The sequence below is a fragment of the Nocardia goodfellowii genome, from assembly GCF_017875645.1.
Taxonomy (GTDB): Bacteria; Actinomycetota; Actinomycetes; order Mycobacteriales; family Mycobacteriaceae; genus Nocardia; species Nocardia goodfellowii.
In genome coordinates this window covers 4,891,007-4,911,060 of sequence record NZ_JAGGMR010000001.1, presented here as the reverse complement: position 1 = coordinate 4,911,060, position 20,054 = coordinate 4,891,007, and the positions used below count along the sequence as shown (strand labels likewise).

The 20,054-nt window shown below is 66.5% G+C and carries 19 protein-coding genes; 10 read left to right on the top strand and 9 right to left on the bottom strand.

Features of this window, described 5'->3' with window-relative positions; genetic code table 11:
• On the top strand, window positions 1-1,032 hold the full coding sequence (locus BJ987_RS22655) for a phosphotransferase family protein (protein ID WP_209893617.1): 1,032 nt from the start codon (window positions 1-3) through the stop codon (window positions 1,030-1,032).
• A 26-nt stretch (window positions 1,033-1,058) separates the two neighbouring features.
• On the opposite strand, the gene BJ987_RS22650 is transcribed toward BJ987_RS22655, so the two are convergent.
• Complete coding sequence (locus tag BJ987_RS22650) at window positions 1,059-1,550, bottom strand: SLOG cluster 4 domain-containing protein (protein ID WP_209893614.1); 492 nt, start codon at window positions 1,548-1,550, stop codon at window positions 1,059-1,061.
• Window positions 1,551-1,706: 156 nt separating this feature from the next.
• On the opposite strand from BJ987_RS22650, the gene BJ987_RS22645 reads away from it, so the two are divergent.
• Window positions 1,707-3,266, top strand: coding sequence for a flavin-containing monooxygenase (locus BJ987_RS22645; RefSeq protein WP_209893611.1), 1,560 nt, complete (start codon window positions 1,707-1,709; stop codon window positions 3,264-3,266).
• Between the two features lie 206 nt (window positions 3,267-3,472).
• Here the strand turns inward: BJ987_RS22645 and BJ987_RS22640 are convergent, their stop codons facing one another.
• Window positions 3,473-3,958, bottom strand: coding sequence for a MarR family winged helix-turn-helix transcriptional regulator (locus BJ987_RS22640; RefSeq protein ID WP_209893609.1), 486 nt, complete (start codon window positions 3,956-3,958; stop codon window positions 3,473-3,475).
• 111 nt (window positions 3,959-4,069) lie between these two features.
• Between BJ987_RS22640 and BJ987_RS22635 the strand changes: the two genes are divergently transcribed.
• The gene (locus BJ987_RS22635) at window positions 4,070-5,662 is read left to right on the top strand and encodes a DHA2 family efflux MFS transporter permease subunit (RefSeq protein WP_307869718.1); all 1,593 of its coding nucleotides are present in this window, start codon (window positions 4,070-4,072) and stop codon (window positions 5,660-5,662) included.
• On the opposite strand, the gene BJ987_RS22630 is transcribed toward BJ987_RS22635, so the two are convergent.
• Together BJ987_RS22630 and BJ987_RS22625 are read right to left on the bottom strand one after the other, a co-directional pair.
• The gene (locus BJ987_RS22630) at window positions 5,663-6,709 is read right to left on the bottom strand and encodes an AraC family transcriptional regulator (protein WP_209893606.1); all 1,047 of its coding nucleotides are present in this window, start codon (window positions 6,707-6,709) and stop codon (window positions 5,663-5,665) included.
• A gap of 251 nt (window positions 6,710-6,960) precedes the next feature.
• A complete protein-coding gene (locus BJ987_RS22625) occupies window positions 6,961-7,620 on the bottom strand; it encodes a hypothetical protein (RefSeq protein WP_209893601.1) in 660 nt (219 codons plus the stop codon).
• A gap of 109 nt (window positions 7,621-7,729) precedes the next feature.
• Between BJ987_RS22625 and BJ987_RS22620 the strand changes: the two genes are divergently transcribed.
• On the top strand, window positions 7,730-8,485 hold the full coding sequence (locus BJ987_RS22620; RefSeq protein ID WP_209893598.1) for a TetR/AcrR family transcriptional regulator: 756 nt from the start codon (window positions 7,730-7,732) through the stop codon (window positions 8,483-8,485).
• Between the two features lie 11 nt (window positions 8,486-8,496).
• The gene (locus tag BJ987_RS22615; protein ID WP_209893595.1) at window positions 8,497-8,898 is read left to right on the top strand and encodes a hypothetical protein; all 402 of its coding nucleotides are present in this window, start codon (window positions 8,497-8,499) and stop codon (window positions 8,896-8,898) included.
• A gap of 22 nt (window positions 8,899-8,920) precedes the next feature.
• On the opposite strand, the gene BJ987_RS22610 is transcribed toward BJ987_RS22615, so the two are convergent.
• Entirely contained in the window at window positions 8,921-9,160 is a 240-nt protein-coding gene (locus BJ987_RS22610) for a hypothetical protein (protein ID WP_209893593.1), read from the bottom strand.
• A 576-nt stretch (window positions 9,161-9,736) separates the two neighbouring features.
• Here BJ987_RS22610 and BJ987_RS22605 point away from each other — a divergent pair.
• The gene (locus BJ987_RS22605; protein WP_209893590.1) at window positions 9,737-11,266 is read left to right on the top strand and encodes a phosphatase PAP2 family protein; all 1,530 of its coding nucleotides are present in this window, start codon (window positions 9,737-9,739) and stop codon (window positions 11,264-11,266) included.
• A gap of 170 nt (window positions 11,267-11,436) precedes the next feature.
• Window positions 11,437-11,655: a hypothetical protein gene (locus BJ987_RS22600; RefSeq protein WP_209893587.1), complete on the top strand. Its 219-nt coding sequence runs from the start codon at window positions 11,437-11,439 to the stop codon at window positions 11,653-11,655.
• Between the two features lie 91 nt (window positions 11,656-11,746).
• On the opposite strand, the gene BJ987_RS22595 is transcribed toward BJ987_RS22600, so the two are convergent.
• The gene (locus BJ987_RS22595; RefSeq protein ID WP_209893584.1) at window positions 11,747-12,127 is read right to left on the bottom strand and encodes a nuclear transport factor 2 family protein; all 381 of its coding nucleotides are present in this window, start codon (window positions 12,125-12,127) and stop codon (window positions 11,747-11,749) included.
• 81 nt (window positions 12,128-12,208) lie between these two features.
• Between BJ987_RS22595 and BJ987_RS22590 the strand changes: the two genes are divergently transcribed.
• Together BJ987_RS22590 and BJ987_RS22585 are read left to right on the top strand one after the other, a co-directional pair.
• Window positions 12,209-12,853, top strand: coding sequence for a winged helix-turn-helix transcriptional regulator (locus BJ987_RS22590; protein WP_209893581.1), 645 nt, complete (start codon window positions 12,209-12,211; stop codon window positions 12,851-12,853).
• Between the two features lie 171 nt (window positions 12,854-13,024).
• Window positions 13,025-14,563, top strand: a complete 1,539-nt coding sequence (locus BJ987_RS22585) for an alanine/glycine:cation symporter family protein (RefSeq protein ID WP_209893578.1) — start codon at window positions 13,025-13,027, stop codon at window positions 14,561-14,563.
• A gap of 115 nt (window positions 14,564-14,678) precedes the next feature.
• On the opposite strand, the gene BJ987_RS22580 is transcribed toward BJ987_RS22585, so the two are convergent.
• The 3 genes from BJ987_RS22580 to BJ987_RS22570 are packed head-to-tail and all read right to left on the bottom strand — an operon-like array spanning window position 14,679 to window position 17,063.
• Entirely contained in the window at window positions 14,679-15,479 is an 801-nt protein-coding gene (locus BJ987_RS22580; RefSeq protein ID WP_209893575.1) for an alpha/beta fold hydrolase, read from the bottom strand.
• A 25-nt stretch (window positions 15,480-15,504) separates the two neighbouring features.
• A complete protein-coding gene (locus tag BJ987_RS22575; protein WP_209893573.1) occupies window positions 15,505-16,209 on the bottom strand; it encodes an alpha/beta fold hydrolase in 705 nt (234 codons plus the stop codon).
• 29 nt (window positions 16,210-16,238) lie between these two features.
• A complete protein-coding gene (locus BJ987_RS22570) occupies window positions 16,239-17,063 on the bottom strand; it encodes an alpha/beta fold hydrolase (RefSeq protein ID WP_209893569.1) in 825 nt (274 codons plus the stop codon).
• Between the two features lie 161 nt (window positions 17,064-17,224).
• On the opposite strand from BJ987_RS22570, the gene BJ987_RS22565 reads away from it, so the two are divergent.
• The gene (locus BJ987_RS22565) at window positions 17,225-19,963 is read left to right on the top strand and encodes a helix-turn-helix transcriptional regulator (RefSeq protein ID WP_209893566.1); all 2,739 of its coding nucleotides are present in this window, start codon (window positions 17,225-17,227) and stop codon (window positions 19,961-19,963) included.
• Window positions 19,964-20,054 lie beyond the last annotated feature (91 nt).

Here is a 20,054-nt window from a genome sequence, read left to right as displayed (position 1 = left end):
ATGTTCACCGAGACAACGCTGCTCGCGCGCGACGTGACCGAGCTCCTGGGCCGAGAACTTCCGGGGCCGCTCACCGTCCTCGACCTGCATCGGCTCATGGGCGGTGCGGGTCGGGAGACATGGTCCTTCGACATCCTCGACTCCGGCGGCGTCCGGCATCCATTGATCTTGCGCCGTGACCTCGGCGACGGCCGCACCCGGAACCCCGATCTGCTGGTCGGCCGCAAGGACACGCTCGACCGCGCCGGCGAATTCGCGCTGCTGGGCCACCTGTCTGCCGCGAATGTCCCCGTGCCCCGGCCGGTCGCCGCTCCCCCGCCCGGTGACGTACTCGACGACTGCATCGTCATGGCACGCGTCGACGGCGAAGCCCGCCCCTGGGTGCTCGTCCGCAGCGGCGCCCTCGACGACGTGCGCCCGCGACTGGTCCGACAGCTCGGCACGGCGCTGGCCCGCGTCCACTCCTGCACCGCCGCCGACCTGCCCTTCGTTCCCCAGCGCCCGCTCGCCGGACAGCTCGACCTCATCCGCGACCTGCTCGACCGCGGCGGTCCGCCGCGACCGGCACTGGAGGCGGGCCTGCGCTGGTGCCGCGACCGCCTGCCGACGATCGGCCCGCGCCCGATGCGCCTGGTACACGGCGACTTTCGCATCGGCAACTACGTGGTCGGCCCCGACGGACTACGCGCGCTGCTCGATTGGCAATCGGCTCACATCGGCGACCCCGTCACCGATCTCGGCTTCGCCTGCATGCGCTGCTGGCGTTTCGGCGCCGACGACCGTGAGTTCACCGGCATCGGCGCACGCGCCGACTTCCTCGCCGCCTATCAGGCCGCGGGCGGCACCCGCGTCGATCACCGCCTCCTGCACTTCAGCGAGGTGCTCGGCACCCTCGTCACCGCGGGCGTATTCCTCAGCCGCACCGCGGCTTTCCGGTCGGGTGCGGACCGCACGCTGGAAACCGCCGCCACCGGCCGCCGCATCGCCGAACTCGAATACGACCTGCTCGCGCTCCTGGATCGGGATACCTGACCCCGCCCCGTTGCAACGACCGCGTTCTAGCTGCGGCCCGGCCGGCCAGGGGACAGGGCGGCCGCAACGGCTGATTCGGCCGAGTCGGCGAGGTGGGCGGCATCGATGGGATTGCCGTCGGCGTCGCTGACGCGCCAGCCGCCGAGCGAGACAACCGGGACGTCGCCGCGACGGCGGGCAAGGGCCAGTTCGGACAGTGTCCCCCAGGACCCGCCGATCACGATGACGGCGTCCGCCGACCAGACCAGGATGGCATTGCGGGCTTCGCCCATATTCGTGTACAGCACCGCGGACAGGCCGGGACAGGATGCCGAGCGGTCGCTGTCGGGCCGCACGCCGATAACCAAACCCCCTGCCGTGCAGGCACCTTCGGCGACAGCTGCCATAACGCCCGCGCCACCGCCGCACAGCACGGTGGCCCCGGCTTCAGCCAGCAGGCGGCCCACCGTACGAGCGTGGGCGGCATCAGCCGGGGTGCAGTCCCGCGGACCGCAGACGGCGATTTGCACAGGGGGCATCAGCTTCCTTCCGCGCGGATTCACTAGCGCACATGATTCCGCAGTGGCGTTCGAAATCGGGACGCCGCGCCCCCTTACGTCAATGGATTCGGTCAGGAATGCTGGAGAGAGATCTCCCGGCAGCAAGCAGCGGGACCTCAGTGAAGTGGTGACGGTATGCAGACCCAGATACCCGGCCGACGTCCCGACTACGAGGTGCTGGTGGTCGGTGCCGGCTTCGGCGGCATCGGTATGGGGATCCGGCTCCGTAAGGCGGGGATCGCGAACTTCGTCATCCTGGAGCAGGCCGGCGATATCGGCGGAACCTGGCGCGACAACACCTATCCCGGTGTGGCGGTGGATGTCTCGTCGTTCATGTACTCCTTCTCCTTCGAACAGAATCCGAACTGGTCGCGCGCCTACGCGCCCGGCGAGGAGTTGAAGGCCTACGCAGACCACTGCGTCGACAAGTACCGGCTGCGATCGCGAATCCGCCTGCACACCAAGGTGACCGCCACCGAATTCGACGAGAGCCGGCATCTGTGGCGAGTCACGCTGGACAGCGGCAGCACCCTCACCACCCGGTACCTGATCCTCGGGGTGGGCGCACTGACCCAGCCGAAACTGCCCGAGATCCCCGGCGTCACCGACTTCGCGGGCAAGACGATGCACACCGCCCGCTGGGATCACGACTACGACCTCGACGGCAAACGCGTCGCGGTGATCGGCACCGGCGCGACCGCCGTGCAGGTGGTGCCCGCGATCGCGAAACAGGTTGCCCGGCTCGACGTTTACCAGCGGACCCCGATCTGGTGCGGTCCCAAACCGGACGTACTGATCCCCGATCTGATGAAAACGGTGTTCCGCTGGGTGCCCTTCGCTCAGTCGAGCGCGCGCATGGTGGTCTCGACGCTCACCGAAGCGGTGATGACGCTGGGCATCGTGCACCACAAGCAGGTGCCGCTGCTGGTCGATCAGATCGAGTCGGCGTGTCTCGCGCATCTGCGCAAACAGGTCGCGGATCCGGAGCTGCGCGAGAAATTGACCCCGAAGTACGGCTTCGGATGCAAACGCCCGTCGTTCTCCAATGATTACTACGCGACGTTCACGCGCGAGAATGTCGAGCTGGTCACCGACAGTATTCAGCGCATCACCGCGGATGGCATAGTCACCGCGGAGGGTACACATCGCGCGATCGATACCCTGATTCTGGCAACCGGATTCAAGGTGTTCGAGCGCGGAAACACCCCACCGTTTCCCGTCTACGGCCGCGGTGGCGTGGAAATCGGCGAGTGGTGGGACCGAAATCGGTATCAGGCCTATCAGGGAATCGCGATGCCGCTCATGCCGAACGCGTTCGCCATCTCCGGTCCCTACGGGTTCACCGGCGCGTCCTACTTCCAGCTGATCGAGAACCAGACTCGGCACGCGCTGCGCTGCATCGAGGCGGCGCGACGCAAGAAGGCGACCTGCGTCGCGGTCAGCCAAGAGGCACACGACCGGTACTTCCGCTGGGCACTGAGCCGCACCCCCGACACCGTCTTCTACAACAGCTGCGCGGGCTCCAACAGCTACTACTTCGACAAGCACGGCGACACACCCCTGCTACGGCCGTCCTCAGCGGTCAGTGCCTGGTGGGACAGCCGCAACTTCAGCTTGACGGACTATCGGTTCGAATCGCTCCCGGCACGACGGGCGTTCGACTCCCCGCCTGCCGACGTCGAGACCAGCGCGTGAGTTCCGGCGTTCACTGGTTCGCGGTCGTCTCGGATCCCCCCGGTTCCGGGCCGTCGGCGTCGTCGGCGCGGAGGCTTCTCTCTCCTCGGCGGCGTAGTTAGCTTTTCGTTTTCTCCTTTTCGCACACATATTTAGATGCGCATATCTACACTATGGGATGTCTATGGCTGCCAAATCGGCGCCTCGGCCGCGCGGTGTCAGTTGACCTATCGGCCACCTTCGGCGAGTCCGGCGTCCAAGGTCGCCCGGAGTTCCGCCAGGAGCGTTTCGACCTGATCGAGCACCTCCGGCGCATAGCGCGCCAGCACTGCGTCCTGCTGGGCATTGAGCGATCCGAAGAATTCGTCTGCGAGCTGCTTGACACCGCCGCTACTACGCAGCGTGACCACGCGACGATCGCTGTGTTCACGCGTGCGGGTGATATATCCGGCCCGTTCGAGGCGGTTCAACAGCGCTGTCATCGCACCCGAGGACAGCGATATGCGCTTGCTCAGCAGCGCCGGAGACAGCGGTTCCGCATACTCCTCCGCGGCGCAGATCTCCAGCAGGGCGAAGGCGTCGGTGGAATGGACGCCGAGCGAGACAGCGAAGCGGCGGCCCAGTTCGGTAAAGCTCGAGCCGTAGGCACGCAGTTGCTCACCAAGGCGTTCTCGTTGCGCGGCAACGGCATTCGACGACTTCGACTGCGCCATCCAAGGGCCTCCCTGCGGTCTCGCGGTACGCGGTGCTGATTGACAACCTACCGCCCCAGCCGATATATCTTCATCGCAAAGATACTTTATGATGGAGATACTTTGAGTAACGTGGAAGCAAGTCCTCCCGCCAGGCAGTGGCTGGGTATCGTCGCGGTCTCATTGGGAGTGGCGCTGATCGTCGTGGACATCACGATCGTCAACGTCATCCTGGCGCCGATCATCACCGACCTGTCGATCGATTCCGTTCAGGCGCAATGGGTTCAGGAGTCCTATGCGATCGTCTTCGCGGCGCTGTTGTTGCTGACAGGTCGTCTGTCCGACCTCTACGGCGCGCGCCGGCTCTTTTTGATCGGACTGTTCGTCTTCGGCGCGACCAGCTTGCTGGCCGCGATCGCACCGAACGGGGAGTTACTCATCGCGGCGCGGTTCGCACAGGGCGCCGGCGGGGCGCTGATCCTGCCGACTTCCCTGGCGCTGGTGAACGCGACTTTCAGCGGCAAGGCACGCGGTCGGGCGTTCGCGCTGTGGGGCTCGACCATCGGTGCGGCGGCGGCCGTCGGCCCACTGCTCGGCGGATGGCTCGCCGATATCTCGTGGCGGTGGGCGTTCGGTGTCAATCTGCCGCTGGTGACACTCATTCTGGCCGGAGTCCTGGCCTTTCTCCCTGACTCGCCACGCATTCCGGGCCGGGTCGACGTCGTGGGCGCCGGATTGTCCGCAGTCGGGCTCGGCATGCTCGCCTATGCGTTGATCGAAGGACGGACCCATGGCTGGTTCCTGACCACCGAGCCGCTGACCATCGGCGGATTCACCTGGCGCTCCGGACCGTCCCCGGTTTTCGTCCTGCTCCTCATGTCCGCGATGGTGCTGGCCGCGTTCTGGCGGCGGCAGGCCGCACTCGGCCGGGCCGGCGCGGAACCGCTCATGGACGTCCGCTTGTTCGCCATCCCCTCATTCCGCAACGGCAATGTTGTCACGCTGGTGGTGGGTCTCGGCGAATTCGGCATCATCGCCGTGTTGCCGCTGTGGCTGCAGTTCGTGCTGGAATACAGTGCGCTGCAGGCCGGTCTGGCATTGTGCGCGCTGGCGGTGGGCAGCTTCTTCGCCAGTGGCGCGAGCTTTTCGATGGCGGTGTCCGCGCTAGGACAGATCCGGATCGGGTTGACACTGGAAGCGGCGGGGCTGGTCCTGCTCGGCGTTATCGCCGCCACCGACAGCGCGTGGTGGTGGATCGCCGTCGCGCTGTTCGTTTACGGCATCGGCGTGGGGTTCGCCACCGCCCAGGTGACCAATGTCGTCCTCGCCGACATACCCGGGGAAAGCGCGGGCCAGGCTTCGGGAATCCAAAGCGCGGCCAGGGAATTGGGCTCGGCGCTGGGGATCGCGCTACTCACGACGCTCTACTTCACCACACTCACCACCAGTTTGCGCGATCGCCTCGAAGAGTCCGGACTCCCCCACCCGGATGCCCGGCAGATCAGCGAAACCGTCACCGACAGTGCTGGTTCGGTCATTCCCGCGCTGGCCGCCGATCCACGAACCCAAGCGACGGCCGACTCCGCCCGTGCGGCCATGACCGTCGGGCTGGAGGTGGCCTGCTACGTCTGCGCGGGACTGCTGGTCTTGGCGCTGGCCGCGACCGCATTCATCGCCCCGGCCCGGAATCGTTCCGCCGCCACTACTTTCACCACGGTGGATTGATCAGACCAACTCGGGGATCCGGCGTGCCTTCGGTGGTGCCGAACGGGCGCGGAATTCCTGTGGCGGACAGCCCTGCCAACGCCGGAAGGCCCGGATGAACGAGGCCGCTTCCGCGTATCCGAGCCGCGCGGCGACCTGTTCGGTGGTCATATCGGTGTGCACGAGCAGTTCCTCGGAGAGCATCTGGCGCACCTCGTCGAGCAACGCACGGAACGAGGTGCCCTCCTCGCTCAGCCGACGCGACAGGGTACGTGCGCTCAGGAACAACCCCGCCGCGACCGTGGCCTGATCGGGAATCTCCCCCGGATTGCGGACCAACATGTCCCGAACCGAGCCGGCCACCCCGGTGCGAGCCCGCCGGCGCGCCAGCAGATCGCGGCACAGCCGCTCGCAGGTCTCGCGCGCCCGGGCATTGGGTTGCGGCAGCGGCGCGTCGAGTTGGGCGGCGTCGAAAGCGACTACGTTGGCAGGGGCGTCGAAAGAAGGCTCGACACCGAACACCGCGCGATGGCGCGCGGTGTCGGTCGGGGCGGCGTGCCGGAAGGCCACCCGGTGAATCGGCACGGCGACGGAGAACAGTTCCTTGCCGATGGTCTGGATCCCGGCCAGCGCCCGTTCCGCGAGAAAAGCGCCTACATCCTCGGGAATCCCGGTGCCGTCCAACAGAAATCGTCCTTCGCCGTCCCGCTCCAGAAAGGTGAGCCGGCCGAACGCGGAGACCAGATCCAGATGCCGCAGCGCCACGTCGATCACTTCGCGCAGCGTCCGGCTCGACAGCAGGGCCAGCCCCCATGGCCCGTACAGCGAAACCTCGTAGCGCCCACCGGCTTCCACCCCCAGGCCGGGTTCGTCGCCGAACCGGGCTAGCAGATTCCGGACCACCCGGATTTCCTGGCGGGCGGTGATCGCGGCGTCTGAGTCAATGACGGCCCGGACGGCGAGGGAAGTGCCCTCCAAGCATTCCGCCGCCGTCATGCCGCGTTCTTCGGCGAGCCGTATCAGTACACGAACGCTAGAGGTGCTGCGCAAGATATCCCAGTCGAACATATGGTGCTCGTCCTCAAAGCTACAGTGGTGATTGGCGAAATGTATCAATCGACCAGGGAATCTGTGCAGCGAATGCGGAAAGATTGTTACCCGCCATAACACGTCGGCACTACGACTGGGACGCACCGACAAAGGGGCTATTTTTTCGTCGCCGACCCCTTGGTCGACTCTCGGATATGTCTGAGACAGATAGCAATACGCGTCCGCCGGACAAGTCGGCGCAACGACTCCGACGTTGCCGTCACCGTCGGCTACGGCGCGGCCGGGTGTGCGGCCGCGGCCATGGATCGGTCGGGATCACTCGCACGCAGCATGCTGACGCTGATGGCCAAGAGCCACACCACCATCAGGCCGCCCATGGTGGCGGTGGTGCCCCAGCCGTTGGCGGCGTAGAAGTTCGCGGGATTGTTCCCAAAATACAGCGACGGGACGAACAGCAGCTGAGCCACGGCGAGGAAATAGGCCGACCACACCGTCCAGCTCGGCAACAGGCGCGCCTTCGACATGCCGAAACCGAAGGCGCACAGGAACAGTGCCATCAGCAGCTTCGAGATCGAGCCGTACAGGATGTAGGTGCCCGTCACGGTGATCGTCGGATCGATCGGTTCGGCGGCTTCGATCACCGCCCCCACCTCGAGGCCGGTGGAGACGAACGAAACCGTGATCCACATCAGGCCTGCCACGGTCGCGAGGCCGCCGACCCATTCATAGTGCGGCGCCTGAGCTTTCACCAGATAGCGGAGGCCCGACATGAACACGACGAAGAACGTCAATCCGGTGAGGCCGAACACGCTGCGGGTGAAAACGTTCCAGTCCGGCGGCGGGCCGGCATAGACGAAGTACAGGGGCAGCTCAACGAGCGTGAGCACTGCGGCGATCAACCCCGCTGTGCCGGTGACCTTGCGAATCATGGCGGTTCCGCTCCCGACGACCGCGGTCGCCGTGGTTAGTATATGTCTTATACTTTGAGTGTTATACCCTGGTTCGGAAAGGCACGCATCAGACTGGAGAGTGAGTTCCTTGAGCGCCGACCTCCCCGCCGATCTGGCCCGACTCTGGCGCGTACACAAGGGATCCCGGCTCGGGCGGCCCCCCGCGCTCGACGTCGACCGGGTGGTACGCACCGCCGTCGAACTGGCCGACCGCGACGGATTGCCGGGCGCCACCCTGCCCAAGCTCGCGGCCGAACTCGGCGTAACCCCGATGTCGCTCTACCGCCACGTCGGGTCCAAAGAGGAACTTCTGGCTCTGATGGGTGATCTCGCCTTCGGATCCCCGCCGGAATACGCGCCACCCCATGATGATTGGCGCGACATGCTGCGCCGGTGGGCGCTCGCGCAATGGGCCGTCCATCGCCGCCGTCCCTGGCTCGCCCAACTGCCGACCTCCGGTCCCCCACGCGGCCCGCACCTCGTCGGCTGGCTCGACGCCGGCCTGCGCGCCCTCCGCGACACCGGCCTCGATCCCGCCGCCCAACTGGGCATCCTCACCGTCGTCAGCGGATACGTGCGCAACGCGGACCTGCTGACCCAGCAACTCGCCCAAGGATGGCTGTCCGACGGCACAGCCCAACTGGAGCACGAGCAAACCTACGGTCGCCAACTGTCAGCATTGGTGGACCCCAACCGTTTTCCCGACGCCGCGGCGCTGTTCGCCTCGGGGCTCTTCGAGTTCCTGCCTCCCACCGACGACCCCGCCGGAGAGGACTTTCACTTCGGACTGGAGCTCATCCTCGACGGCGTGGCCGCCGCTATCAGAGCGGCGGCATTGTCATGAAAGCGCCGCGGGTGACGTGGCTCCTGCTGGCTGCAGCGACTTCGCTGTGGAGTGTGCTGATCGCGGCCGAGCCTGTCTACCAGATCTCCTCCTGCGACGTAGTGCAGATGGATTCCGCCTGTGGGCAAACCATTTTTACGCGCTACGGTGCGGCGCTCGCCCTGCTGTTGGCGATTCCCGTGGTGCTCTGCGCCCTTCCCGCCGTGACTGCTCTGCGCGGTAGCTCGTGGCTTGTCGCGGCGGTGTTGATAGTCGGTTCGATCTCGGCCGTGCCGACAACTGATTCCATGTTCGGGGCTGCAGCGTATTTCTTGCCGGTGGGTATCACGGCTTTAGCCGTGGCCGCCTTTCAGCGGTGGCATGAACGACGGCAGCGACCCTCGGCTCCGGCACGCGTTCATTCCGGCTTGTGACAGCCCGGAGGTGCCGATCAGCTCAATGCCCCGCACCTGCGACGCGAACCGCGTCGGAAGCATCGGGCCGGACCGTATCGGGATCGTCCACCTCCAGGGCGGACGCCGCGCCCGACCATTGCCAGCTCGTCTCGCAGGTCCGGCAATGGAAGGGGGTATCGCTGTGGCCGTGGGTGAAGCCGATGGCGGCTGAACCGCACGCCGGGCACACCAGTGGTGGGCCGAAAAACCTGTCGAAATCGAGGTGGGCGATAAAGGTCATTGTCCCGAGTTTCCTATGCGGGGGCGCGATGGCCCGGTTCCATAAGTCCTCTGAAACGACACGCTCGCGACCATTGTAACCATGGAATTAGCTGATCGGTAGCTACATCGCTAGCCCCGGAATCCCCGCCGAACGCCGCTTCGACGTGGGCACCCGCTGCCTGCGGATCTGAGCGCGATAGGTGTGGTGAAATTTGCCTGCCCGATGCGGCACCCGAAGTCGCACGACGGCGTTCCCGGCATGGTCTCCCCGCGTGGAAATCACGACCGTAAAGGGCTTCGCCAAGACGCGCTGATCGGCGATTCTCGTCTGCGGCTTGATTTCACAACCTCGAGAACTGGGGCGTGCCAATATCTTTCAGTGCGCAGCGAAGGTCGCGCTACCCGATTCGGAGCGGAGAGCCTGTGGGTGAGCGCGGAATTGAACGTCTGCAATGAACCCGTGTCAGTACGGACCACGGTGGCGGGGCCGGTGATTGCGATCGCTCGTTCGGGGAACTCGGGGACAACGAACAGGACTTGACGGTCGGTCTTTCGCCACCCCCGCGGGTGTGGCATGAGCGCGGGAGGTTTCGCATTGTCTGTCGACCGGCACACCGGTGAGGTCGCGACCAGCACGGACGACCCCGGTCCGATCGGTTCCGACACGGCTACCGAACGCTTCGTTGTGCGCAGCGCCGCGGCGTTGCTGGGCACGGTGGCCATCGGTCTGGGGTTCGGTTTGCTCACCGCGTTGGTCCGGACGCGATGGGAACCGTTGCAGGCCGCGGATCAAGCCGTGTCCGACAGCCTGGTCGGTGTGGTGGCGCAGCATCGAATGCTGCGCCAGGTCCTGCTCGGGGTCACCAATGTCGGGGCGACCGCGGTGCTGGTCTCGGTGCTCGCCGTCGGTGCGCTCTGGCTGTTCCTGCGCGGTCTGCCGCGACTCGCGGTCTACGTATTGCTTACCGGCGCAGGCGGTTTGATCCTCAACGCGGTGGTCAAAGCACTCGTCGGACGGTTGCGCCCGGTGGTGGAGACCCCGGTGCACAGTGTCGGCGGGTGGAGCTTCCCCAGCGGCCACGCGATGAGTTCGCTGGTGTGTTTCGGAGTTGTCGCGCTGGTGTTCATACCCATCCAGCGGCCGGGCGTGCGGCGAGTGCTCATCGCGTCGACGACGCTGCTCGTGACGGCCATCGGGTTCAGCCGGGTGGCCTTGGGCGTGCATTACCTCACCGACGTGCTCGCGGGCTGGCTACTCGGTTCGCTCTGGCTGATCCTGACGGCCGTCGCGTTTCACCGATGGCGGCGAGACACCGGCATCGATGCCGGCCCGCTGCCCGGCGACGTGCCGCCCGAATCCGAAGACGATTTGCGACCGGTTCCGCTTCGTCATCCGCGCGCTTCGGAGCATCCCTGGCGCGGAGTCGGGGAGATCGCGGTCGCGTGGGTGCTGCTCGTCGGACTGATCCTGGGAATCGGCCTGTCGATTCGCGCGCTGGAAGCCAATACCTCCGTGCTGCGATGGGACCACCAGGTGGTGGCGATGCTGGCGGATCACCGCACTTCCACCCTGACCTCCGTCCTCGTCGTGTTCGGGGAGCTCGGCGACACCGTCGCGATCATCGTGGGCGCGCTCGTCGTCGCCGCCCTGGCGCTGGCTGTTTTCCGCAGTTGGCGACCGGTGTTGTTCCTCGCCGTCGCGCTGTTCGGCGAGATCACCCTGTTTCTCACCACCGCCGCGATCGTCGATCGCGACCGCCCCCGGGTGGCGCACTTGAACCCCGATCTGCCGCCCACCGCCAGTTTCCCTTCCGGGCATGTCGCCGCCTCGCTGACGCTGTACGCGGGCACGGCCGCGCTGGTATGGGCCGGCACCCGACGTTGGCAGTACCGGTTGGTCGCGGCCGCCGCGCTCCTGATTCCGGTAATGGTCGGGGTCCAGCGCCTCTATGCCGGGGCGCACCACCCCACCGACCTCTTCGGGGCTGTCGTGCTGGCATCGATGTGGACCGCGATCGCGTGGTGGGTGATCAAACCTGTTGCCGCCACGCCGGATACACGGACCGGTAGCGGCACGCCCCACCCGAAAGTAACCAGCGACGCCACAACAACGGACGTTCGGTGAGGGAGACGGCATCGGTATGCGGCGTCTCGCCGACCGCCGGGGCGCGACAGCCCCGAACCGGCACGGGCGCAACCGATATCGCCTTCGCAGCCCTGCGTAACGAAGTCCCTGGAAGTGCCGAAACCAGCACAGTACTCGAATGTTCGACGGATACAGAAGGACGAATACTCGTGCGAAGAATGCTGGTAGTTCTGGCCGTCACGGGTTCGCTGATCGCGGGATCCAACGCCGTCGCGAACGCCGGACCCATCACCCCCGTACCACCCCTGTGCCAGGTCTTCGGACCCCCGCTGGCCCTGGTCAAATGGATTATCGACCCCTACAGCCAGTCACCGCACCCGATGGCGGTCGCCTTGCGCGGGGTCGAGCGCGCACTGTGCCGCCCCTGAATGACACCGGAACGGCCAGGACCGCCGCCGCTCGAGGCATTTCACAATGTCGAGCGGCGGCGGTCTTGTTCGCAGAGCGACATCCCGGCCCTCAGGCACCGCCCTTGGCGAGGTAGTCGGCAGGGTCGTACAAGATGCACAGCCGCTGGATCTTGCCCTCGGCGAAGGTGAAGAACTCGGTGAGCCGAGAGGTGCCCTTGGGCAGTTGGGCGTCGTAGAGCACGGCGGTGCCCTCTGGGCCGTGGACCTCCTGAATCATGTCGATCTTCTGGACATTGGCGATGAACCCCCGCACTCCCCGCAGAAACGCCGCCGCCCCGATCACCTGCCCGGCGATCGGGCCCTCGAAATGCAGGTCTTCGGCGAGTAGCGGGGCCAGTTCCCCGCCATCCGCGTAGTTCTCGATCCCGCCGGTGAGGATCCGGTAGTACTCCCTGAGCACAGCGGGTGCGCGGTCGTCGACGACGGTCATAGCGATCTCCCTTGCTAGTAACGTAGTTGAGAAATTAAACCACCTAATAGAGATTTTCAACCACAATGCTAGGCTGCCGATATGCGCTCGTACAACCAGTACTGCTCGATGGCACGCGCCCTCGATCTTGTGGGCGACCGCTGGATCCTGCTGATCGTCCGCGAGCTGCTCACCCAAGGCCCCTGCCGCTTCTCCGACCTGCGCCGCGGGCTGCCTGGGATCGCCAGCAACCTGCTGGCCGACCGCCTCCGCGACATGGAGAGCACCGGGCTGATCGCACGCCACGATGAACCGCCGCCGGTCGCTGCCACGCTGATCAGTCTCACCCGCCGCGGCCGCGACCTCGGCGGCGTGGTCCGCGAGCTGACGCGCTGGGGCGCCCCGCTGATGGTCGTTCCGCCAGCGGACGACGCGTTCCGGGTGCACTGGTTCGCACTGCCGCTGCGTCACCTGTGCACCGACGCCACACCCGACCAGCCGGTGAGCATCGTTCGTCTCGGCGACCTGACCGACGGGTGCGACATCATCGCCGATCGGGGCCGGATCGACGTGCGCCCCTGCGCCACTGAACGCCGACCCGACGCTACGGTCACCGCGCCGCCGCAGGTTTTCGTCGCACTCTTCACCGGGGCGATGACGCTGCGGACGGCGAAGACCATGGGACTCGCGATCGACGGTTCGGTCGCGGCCCTCGAACGCGTGCTACCCAAGATGACCGAGGACTGACGAGCCGGTGACGCCGATCAACCATCAGCCCGGCCCGGCAGCCATCGAAATTTTGCCGCTGTGTGCCCGCGAGAGCCGAAGGTATTACATCCGCGAGAGCAGTCGGTAACAGGCGGTAACAAAGCCCGTGGCAGGATCTCCGGCGAAGGTGACCCCTTGATCGGAGTTTGAGTGAGCGCGTTTCTCGATACGGCCAACAGCTATATCTGGAGTAAGGGCCTGATCTATCTGTGTCTGGCCGCCGGAGTGTATTTCTCCATCAGGACCAGGTTCGTCCAGATTCGGCAGGTGCCGGAGATGATCCGGTTGATGCTCAACGGCGAGAAGTCCGCCTCGGGGGTGTCCTCGTTCCAGGCACTGGCGATGTCGCTGTCCGGCCGCATCGGCACGGGCAATATCGCCGGTGTCGCCACGGCGATCGCCTTCGGCGGTCCGGGTGCGCTGTTCTGGATGTGGGTGATGGCGTTCCTGGGTGCTTCCACCTCGTTCGTCGAGTGCACCCTCGGTCAGATCTACAAGACCAAGGATCCCCAAACCGGTGAGTACCGCGGCGGACCGGCGTATTACTTCAGCCGGGCTATGGCCCACACTCGCGCGGCCTCGGCGTTCAAGGTCTACGGCATCATTTTCGCCGCCGTCACCATCCTCGCCTGTGGTGTGCTGATGCCCAGTGTGCAGTCCAACTCGATGGCCTCGGCCATGCAGTCGGCGTGGAGTCTGCCGGAGTGGGGTGTTGCCGTCGGCATCATCATCGTGCTGGCGTTCGTGATCATCGGCGGCGTCAAGCGCATCGCGGCTTTCGCCGGTGTGGTGGTGCCGTTCATGGCGATCGGGTATATCGCCGTGTCGCTCGTTATCGTCGTGGCCAACGCCTCGGCCATTCCGGGTGTGCTGAACATGGTGTTCGCGAGTGCTTTCGGCGTCGATTCGGCCTTCGGTGCGATCATCGGCTCGGCGGTCATGTGGGGCGTCAAGCGCGGCGTCTACTCCAATGAAGCCGGGCAGGGCACCGGACCGCATTCCGCTGCCGCGGCCGAGGTTTCCCATCCGGCCAAGCAGGGTCTGGTCCAGGCTTTCGCGGTCTACATCGACACCCTGTTCGTCTGCAGCGCGACCGGCTTCCTGATCCTGTCCACCGGCGCCTACCGGGTGTTCGACGGTGAATCCGCCACCGGCGCGGTGCGTGCCGACGGCGGCGCACTGCCCTCGGACGTCGCGGTCGGCCCCGGCTACGCCCAGGCCGGTTTCGACACCCTGTGGAGCGGGGCGGGCTCCAGCTTCGTCGCGATCTCCCTGGCGTTCTTCTGCCTGACCACCATCATCGCCTACTACTACATGGCCGAAACCAATCTGCGGTTCCTGCTCGGCAAGCACGCGCCCACACCGGTTCCGTTCCTGCGCGGCACGATCGGCTCGAACTCCACCATGATCTTGCAGGCGCTGATCCTGATCTCGGTCGCGGTCGGCGCGGTCTCCACCGCGAAAGACGCGTGGGCACTGGGCGATATCGGCGTCGGACTGATGGCATGGCTCAACATCATCGGCATCCTCGTGCTGCAGCAACCGGCCTACAAAGCACTGCGGGACTACGAACGCCAGCAGAAGTCGGGGCTGGATCCGGTCTTCGATCCGAAGACGCTCGCTATCCCCGGAGCCACTTTCTGGGAAACCTACAAACCCACCAAGGAGCGGGACAAGGTCCCGAGCTGAAGCCGCCGATACGGTGAGGTGACAGATCACCTCACCGTATCGGTGCGCTCATCGCACGGAATCCGCTAGCCACTGGCGGCTTGCCATCGCTTCCGGGCGCGGCGTTGGTCCCGCGTCAGCTGACGGCGAGGGCGGCCTCGACGACGACTTTCGCTACCGCACCGGGCTGGGAGACCGTCAGCGCGTGCGAAGCGCCCTTGATCTCCACCGTGGCGCGCGAGCCGGCCCGTTCGGCCATGAAGCGGTGCGCGGCGACGGGAATGTTGTAGTCGGTGTCGGGGAAGACGAACCACGACGGCACCGACTTCCAGTTCGGCGCACCGGATTTCCCGTTGAGGGCGCGATCGTTGAGCGGGCGCTGGGTGGTGGCGGCGATGGCGGCTTCGGCCGCGGGGACGTCGGCGGCGAACTGGTGGTGGAACTTGGCGGGCTGGATGTAGAGGTCGGTGCTGCCGTCGGGCAGCGCTACCTTGTTCAGGGTTTCGCCGAGCGTGCTGCCGGGGAACTTGCCGGAGAGCTCGCCGATGGTCTCGCCTTCTTCGGGCGCGAAGGCCGCTACGTAGACCAGTCCCTTGACCTTCGGATCATGGACCTGAGAGATGACCTGCCCGCCGTAGGAGTGCCCAACCAGCAGGACCGGTCCCTCGATCGAGGCGACCACGCTGCGGACGGTGTCGGCGTCACCGGAGACGCTGCGTAGCGGATTGCCCGCGGCGATGCTGGAAAGGCCCTGCCGGGTGAGGTTTTCGATCACACCGTTCCAGCTGCTGGACTCGGCGAAGGCGCCGTGCACGAGGACGATGGTCGGCTTGACGGGGGCGGGCCCTGGCTGGGCGGTGGCACAGCCCGCGCTGGCGACGGTGGCGGTGAGGCCCAGCGCGACGGCGGTGAGTTTGACGATGGTGGGGATACGCATGGCGGATTTCCTCGAGACGGTTGTGTCAGCTGGTGACGGCTGCGATCGCGGAGCCGATGACTTCGGCGACGGCGGCGGGCTGGGATGCGGGCAGCGCGTGCGAGGCACCGCTGATCTCGACCGCCGCGCGGGCGCCGGCCCGTTCGGCCATGAAGCGGTGCGCGGCGACGGGAATGTTGTAGTCGGTGTCGGGGAAGACGAACCACGACGGCACCGACTTCCAGTTCGGCGCACCGGATTTCCCGTGCAGGGCGCGATCATTGAGCGGGCGCTGGGTGGCTGCGTCGAGCGCGGCCTGTGCCGGCGAGATATCGGCGGCGAACTGGTGGTGGAACTTGGCGGGCTGGATGTAGAGGTCGGTGCTGCCGTCGGGCAGGACTACCTCGTGCAGAGTCTCGCCGAGCGTGCTGCCGGGGAACTTGCCGGACAGTTCGCCGATGGACTCGCCTTCTTCGGGAGCGAAAGCGGCGACGTAGACGAGGGCGGCGACCTTGGGGTCGTGCACTTGCGAGATGACCTGGCCGCCGTAGGAGTGCCCGACCAGGATGACCGGACCGTCGACGGAGTCCACAATGCCGCGGACGATGTCGGCGTCGGAATCGACAGCACGCAGTGGGTTGGCGGCCGCGATCACGGTGGCGTCGACGGTGCGCAACGCGTCGATGACGCCGCTCCAGCTGGCGGACTCGGCGAACGCGCCGTGGACCAGGATTACGGTGGGTGTGCTCATGACAGCTCCTGAATGGTGTGTCGAGATGGTCAGCGGGCGAGGAAGGCGAGCAGATCGGCTTCGAAGGCAGTGCGGAATTCGCCGTAAAGGCCGTGCGGCGCACCGGGATACACCCGCAGCGTCGCGTTCTTGATCAGTGCCGCCGAGCGCATCGCCGAGGCGTGGTGCGGGACGATCTGGTCGTCCTCGCCGTGGGCGACCAGCACCGGCACGTCGATTCCCTTCAGGTCCTCGGTGAAGTCGGTTTCGGAGAACTGGGCGACGCATTCGTAGGCCGCGCGCGCCCCGACCTGCATCCCGAGCCGCCAGAAGGCGCGCCGCGCGCCCTCGGAGACGATCGCGTCGGGGCGATCGAACCCGTAGAAGGTTTCGCTCAGATCCCAGTAGAACTGCGAGCGGTCGGCGGCGACACCGGCACGGATGCCGTCGAAGACCGCCATGGGAGTGCCGTCGGGATTGGTCTCGGACTTGACCATCACCGGGGGCACCGCGCCCAGCAGCACTGCCTTGGCAACCCGGGCGCTACCGTGGCGCCCCAGGTAGCGGACGACTTCGCCGCCGCCGGTGGAGTGGCCGACCAGAACCGCGTCGCGCAGGTCCAGATGCTCGATGAGCTCGCCCAGGTCGTCTGCGTAGCGGTCCATGGTGTTGCCGTCCCAGGTCTGGCTGGATCGGCCGTGACCGCGACGGTCGTGGGCGATGGCACGGTAACCGTTCTCGGCGACCAGGCGGGCCTGCTCGTCCCAGGCATCGGCGCTCAGCGGCCAGCCATGGCTGAAGACGACCGGTTGGCCGGTGCCCCAGTCCTTGAAGAAGATCTCAGCCCCGTCGGTGGTGGTGAAGGTGTTTGTCATGCCGATAAAGCTACGAACGGACGACTCCCCGCGAATCAGTCGAACGACTGCACCGATGACTGCGTCACGGCGCTGTTCGGTGACTGAGTCATCCGCCACGATTACCGCATCCACCTGCGGCGTCAATTGTGAAACCGCCGGTTCTCTGTCAGGATCTGGCGGTGCACGGTGAGATTTCGCAGTCGACTCTGATCGGTCGAGACCGGTATTCGGCCATGCTGGGAGACCTCCTGGATCGCGCGGTCGCTGGACACGGCTCGGCGATGATCCTTCGCGGGCAGGCGGGTATCGGAAAGTCGGCACTGCTCAACGTCATTCGGACCAGGGCTACCGATCAGCATCTGACCGTGGTGGCCGCCGCCGGTGTGGAGAACGAGGCCGGCTTGCCCTTCGCGGCACTGCACCAGCTGCTGCGGCCCCTCGAAAACGAAGTGTCCAAGCTTCCCGTTTCGCATCAGCGCACGCTGCGCGCGGCGTTCGGGCTGGAGGACGGATCTCCCGATCTGTACGCGGTGGCGTTGGCCATGCTGCAACTGGTCGGCGAAGCCGCCGCGGTATGCCCAACGGTCCTGATCGTCGACGACCTGCAGTGGATCGACAGCTGTAGCGCGGATGTGCTCGGTTTCGTCGCGCGCCGGATCGGCAGTGACGCGGTCCTCGTGCTGGGCGCCACCCGAACCGGATCCGAGGACGCCGCCCGCCGAGCGGGGCTGCCGGAGGTCCTGGTCGAACCGCTCGATGAACAGGCCGCCGCCGCCCTGCTCCAAACGCAAGCGCCCACCCTGTCCAGCAACGTACGGCGGCGACTGCTCAGCCAGGCGGCGGGAAATCCGCTGGCGCTCATGGAGTTACCGCGGGCGATGCGCCAGAGCACCGATCGGGTGATCGAGGATCTGCCGTTGACCGCCCGGCTGGAAACCGCCTTCGCCGCGCGTTCGGCCGAGCTCAGCGCGCCGACCCGGACCTTGCTCGTCGTCCTGGCCGCTGATGTCACCTGCGACGCGGGCCGGCTGTTGCGGGCGGCCTCCGTCCTCGCCGGTGTCCCGGTCGGCGCGGCGCACTTGCAGGAAGCCATCGACGTCGGCTTGGTCGAGATGGCGGGTCCGCTACTACGCTTCCGGCATCCACTGATGCGATCTGCGACCTACGTCCGGGCGTCGCTGACGCAACGGCTCGACGCGCATTCGACCTTGGCCGAGGTGCTCGCCGACTTCCCCGACAAACAGCTCTGGCATCGCGCCGCAGCCACGCTCGGTGCCGACGACGCCATCGCCACGCAACTCGAACACTATGCGCAGCGATCGAGAGCCTGCGGAGCCATCATGGCCGCGGTCGCCGCCCTGGACCGCGCGGCGGCACTGTCCGAGCGACCCGACCGCACGACCGCCTTGCTCCTGCAGGCCGCGGAACTGGCCAGCGAGACCGGCGCGCGGCACGAAGCGATGGACCTGTTGAGCCGGGCCGACCTCAGCGTTTTGGGGCCGACCGAACTGGCGCGTCTGGCAGCCGTCGAGGAGATTGTCGCGTTCCATCGTTACCAGGATGCCGACCGTCGCATCCAGCAGCTGGTCGATATCGCCGCCGACGTGCACGAGGCGGGCAATAGCGCTCTCGCGACAGCGATATTGTGGTTCGCCGCCGCGCGATGCTCCAACCAGGACGCCAGCGCCGAATCTCGCAAATACATTGCTGCCCAGGTGGATTCCCTTGATCTGCCGCCACGCCATCCACAACTCCTCGCTATCGGCGCGTTCAGCCTGCCGTGGGAGCGCGGTGCCGGAGTCCTCGAGCAACTCGACCAGCTCGAGCCGAATCGCACCGACGTCGACGCCATGCGCTTGTTCGGCTACGCCGCGCTGTTCCTCGGCGACTTCCGTCGTGGCACCGCCTATATCGACAATGCCGCCGGAATCTGTCGCAGCCAAGGACGACTCGGCGTGCTGTCCGGCATCCTCGGCGCCGTGAACTGGATTCGCATCTGGCTCGGCGACTGGGACAGGGCGCGCGCCGAATCCGAGGAGACACGCGCGTTCGCCGCGGAGAACGGCCAGGAGTTCTATCTCGTTACCGGGCATGTCAATCTGGCCATGATCGCCGCATTGCGTGGCGAATCCGAGGTAGCCGCCAATCATCTGCGCGCGGTCGGCGCCAGTCCGTTGGCCGCGGGGATGCGATGTATCCAGATCGCCGCTCAGCAGACCCGCGGCATGCTCCTGCTGTTGGCCGGTCAAGCCGAGGACGCGTTCGCGGCGCTGGCGCGGGTCTATGACCCGGCCGACCCGGTGAGCCACCCCATGCAATGCTGGTGGGTCGCGCCCGAACTCGCCGACGCCGCGGCGGCCTCCGAAAATGTCGACGCGGCAAGACAATTGCTGGCCGACCTACCGGAGCTGGCGAAACGATTGCCGTCCTCGATGTTGCTCCTCGTCGACGAATACAGCCGCGCCGTGCTCGCCGACGACACCGACGCCGATGCCGCCTACACCGCCGCACTCACCGGCCATACGGGTGCGTGGCCACTGTACCGCGCGCGACTGCAACTCCATCACGGTCGACGATTGCGCCGACTGCGCCGCACATCGGCGGCTCGCGAACCGCTGCGCGAGGCGCGCGATACCTTCGACGCCCTGGGCGCCGGCCCCTGGGCCCAGGCCGCGCGCAACGAACTGCGCGCGGCGGGCGAGACCAGCGCCCGCCGCTCCCCCACCGCCCGCGATCAACTCACCGCCCAGGAACTACAGATCGCCACCCTGGCGGCTGAGGGATTCACCAATCGCCAAATCGCGGAAAAGCTCTACCTATCGCACCGGACCGTCGGCTCGCACCTCTACCGCATTTATCCCCGGCTGGGCATCAGCAGCCGAGTCGAACTCGCCGGAGCCATCTCAGCGATCAACTGAGCGAGGACCTCGCAGGCGAGAGTCGGATTCGAATAGACCGCATTCCGTCTGCCGGGCAGTGCATGACGCGCAGTGCCCTGAGCGAGACCCG